Annotated in this window: 1 protein-coding gene and 1 pseudogene; both read right to left on the reverse strand. The window is 33.8% G+C overall.

From position 1 onward, the window contains the following. Positions 1–337: 337 nt before the first annotated feature. Positions 338–1204, reverse strand: coding sequence for a DNA adenine methylase (locus Q4A14_RS08890; protein WP_303171515.1), 867 nt, complete (start codon positions 1202–1204; stop codon positions 338–340). A 4-nt stretch (positions 1205–1208) separates the two neighbouring features. Next, positions 1209–2593 (reverse strand): annotated as a pseudogene (locus tag Q4A14_RS08895) (hypothetical protein). Positions 2594–2918: the final 325 nt, after the last annotated feature.

Below are 2918 nucleotides of genomic sequence, written 5' to 3' on the forward strand. Positions count from 1 at the left end.
GGCTGATTGCTTACAACTTCCTCCCTAAAAAGCCTGAGCTGAATATTGAAATCGTCAGAAATCCTAAACTTCCTACTTGCGCTTAAATCGAACTGGCGTTATTAAAAGAGGGTGTAATTCAAACTTATCTTTGAATACAGAAATATAACTACCTCCACACAAGGGCTTTTCTGTTCTCATTGAAGCCTCTGCCTTGAGCGTGAAGATTGTGTTACAATACCAAGTAATGTTGACTTTTAAGTCCCGTTTTGTCCTGCAATTGCAGCTAATTGAGAGCCTACTTCAAAGTCTTCATTCTGGAAGTCTCGAAACTTTTTGATATGAATATGAGTTATTTTTACTTTATTGAATGATTAAATAATTTGTGTTTGGGAATGACTATATCATCACAAAAAATCATTATTTCTTCACCTTTCCCGGAGTTGCTCACACTATAATTCAACTCAAAACATTGTTGTCTATATTTTGAATATAGATGGGTTATGAATGACACGTTATCATAAGAGACAATCCACTTACAATTTACTATCTCACTTATCGCATTTGCAATATTTTGATGATCTGTGTCATTATAGTAGTTCAGATAAAGCCCTTTCCCTTTTATATAGTAAGGTGGATCTAAATACAATAGAGTGTTGTGAGGTAATTCGTTTTTTAATCGTTGGACTAAAGCAACAGCATCGTCATTTGTTAGATGAATTCTCTCCGCATAGTCTGCTATACGCTGAATCCTTTTTATCAAATCTTCCTTGTTAAACCTTGCATCAATCTTGTAATTCTCTGTTTGATCGTATCCACCTATGATTCCGGCCTTTAAGATTCCAGAACGATTTGTTCTATTTAGGAAGAACGTGGAGAATCCTAAATTTAACAAATCAACATCCTCGTTCTCTTTATTATGCTGAAACTCCTTTTGCTTGAACCATGTTTCGACATTTATGGGAGTATCCTTAATTAATTGACAAAGAGCATCCGTATTATTAAGAACACTATGCCAAAAGGCGTAAATAGATATGTCTTTATCGTTTATATATACATCACTAACATATTCATTAAAAAGCAAAGATAAAGCAACAGAACCACCTCCTACATATGGCTCAACACAAGTGCCATCGAGCAATGCATTTTCTTTGATTAAACATTGTACGAAATCAGCAACTTTTGCCTTTCCGCCGGGATACCTTAGGGGTGATAAAAAATCCACAATGTTACTCTTTGTCTATAGAATTCCACAATTGGATAAAAACTTTTCTATGTTATCCCATCCTGTAATCAAATTGTCTGCTTTAGGATAGAAAAACTCATTATGAACATATGCATTCAATGATTCAATGGATAGGACTGAATTTTTATCATTTATTTCAGCCCTTATACCTTTAGATAAATCATTACTCATTGTTCCTAACTGGTTCATATGATTCAGTACTTTACAAACTTTCCCATTCAAGTTCTCGTTGGAAGAACACGCAGTTATAGCATTGTTTTTTACCAAATCATATCTTTCCAAATAAGCATCAACTGACAATTCTAAAAACACTCTCAGCAGTACAGAAGATGCATTAGGGCATGTTTTGACTTGGACTTGTTTTAACTCCTCAAAGATTTTATTGATTTTGGGGTTGTTGATATGCAAAGTCAAAGTCTTAGGAACTAAGCCAACTCTGTTTCCTATTTTCTTGTTATTAGTCTTTTTTATTTCTCTATGCTCACTATTTACTAATACCTGCTCTTTATTGTTTACAATATCTTGAACGCTCCATAGTTCTAACGCTTCATTAGACAGGTCTGGCTTTTGACTCGTATCAAAATTGTCAATATACTGCTTCCTTTTTTCTCTATTATAGATTTCTGAAACTTTGAATTCTGGATTAAGAATATCCGTAACAACTTTTACAAGTCCTTTGACGACTTCTGACACTTCAACCTTTGAAACTAAAGTTCCATTGTTAATTCCCAAACCAAGATGTTCTCTAACATATGGGTCTGACATCAAACGTTGCAAGTTGGTGATATTTAGTTTAGATAACGAATCCTTAATCGCATCAGAAACATTTTCTTGCGATTTCAACAAAGTAATAATTTGCAATGGAATCGATGATTTCCCTTCTGTCTTCTCCTCGAATCTTTGCTTTTGTTGAGCATTCCAAGTAACAGTACCGATGCCATTTAACTCTCCCGAGTGTTTACGTTTTATCCAAATATCAGCTTCAGTTGGGTTTTCAAAAACAGCGCAAGTAATATTCTTCAATTCAGAAATAGCATTAGGATTTTCTTTTTGCAATTTCTGAAATTTCTTCCTTAAAGAAATATACTTGTCATCAACTAGTGTTGGATTATTTAATAGTTTTAATGACGTTATTCGCCTATTACCTTCGAGTACTATATATTTGTTGTTATCTTCGTTAGGCGTTACAATGATTAAATCAACGGGACTAAGACCGTTGATTACAATATCATCTACAAGAGAATATAGTTTGTCTCCTTGATCCTCTACCATCTTATCTATAGCTTCCTTTTGCGAAGTTAGAGGCTCAAATCTGTAATTTTCAGTATTGACAAATAACGATGTCAATTTTATTGTTTTTACAACCATAGCAACGCTCATACTTTTTAATCTACAGAGTTACTCAATTTCAGTGAATTTATTAGCAATTGAGCAATGAAAAATGTATGGATTTCTCTTTTTGAAGACTGAAATCTATTATAATCCAATTCTAATCACTATCTTTGCACTGTAAAAAGGCGTTCTTTTAATATGAGGCAAAATAAGGTGGAGTATAGAAACTCACTGGTTTCCTTATCGTTACCTATCTCCCTTGACAATCAATTTAATCTGTTGATTATTTGATGTTTATAAAATTCTCTATGCCTTCCGACATGTGCCGAAAGGGGAATCGAGATACCTGCCCGAAGTTGTA

It is taken from the genome of Porphyromonas sp. (genome assembly GCF_030529325.1).
Taxonomy (GTDB): Bacteria; Bacteroidota; Bacteroidia; order Bacteroidales; family Porphyromonadaceae; genus Porphyromonas_A.